Raw genomic sequence first — 655 nt, forward strand, 5'->3', positions numbered from 1 at the left:
GCCGTAGCACGGCCGGATGACGGACCGAATTGAGATGTGCCACGGCAGCGTCATCGCGGGCGGCCGCCATGACATATTGGGTGAGGTCGTTGGAGCCGATCGAGAAGAAGGCGGCCTCGGTAAAGGCTTCCGGCACGATCGCCACCGACGGCACCTCGACCATGATACCGAGCGGCGGCATCTTGTTCGCGATGCCGCGCGCGGCAAGTGCGGTCTGCTCCTCGGCGAACATCGCCGCTGCCTGTCGGTATTCCTCCACAATGGCGATCATCGGAAACATCACTTTCAGATTGCCGTGCACCGCGGCGCGCAGCAGTGCCCGGATCTGTACACGAAACACCTCCGGTCTTGCCAGCGACAGCCTGATTCCGCGCAGGCCGAGGAACGGATTGCTCTCCTCGACGGTGAAGCCGGGCACCGGCTTGTCGCCGCCGGCATCGACGGTGCGGATCGTCACCGGTTTTTCACCAGCCCATTCCAGCACCTTGCGATAGGCGCGATACTGTGTCCCCTCGTCCGGCAGCGTCTTGCCGAACAGGAATTCGGTGCGCATCAGCCCGACCCCGTCGCAGGTGGCGATATCGATGCCGTCGACCTCGGACGGGTCGGCGATGTTGACCTGCATCCGCACCGCCGTGCCGGCCTTGGTCACCGC

The 655-nt window shown here is 64.7% G+C and carries 1 protein-coding gene; it reads right to left on the reverse strand.

The features are described 5' to 3' along the window. Window positions 1-655, reverse strand: a 655-nt coding sequence (locus EN984_RS36780) for a putative PEP-binding protein (protein ID WP_164766029.1), incomplete at both ends; no start/stop codon positions are given.

It is taken from the genome of Mesorhizobium sp. M7A.F.Ca.CA.004.12.1.1 (assembly GCF_003997835.1).
Classification (GTDB): domain Bacteria; phylum Pseudomonadota; class Alphaproteobacteria; order Rhizobiales; family Rhizobiaceae; genus Mesorhizobium.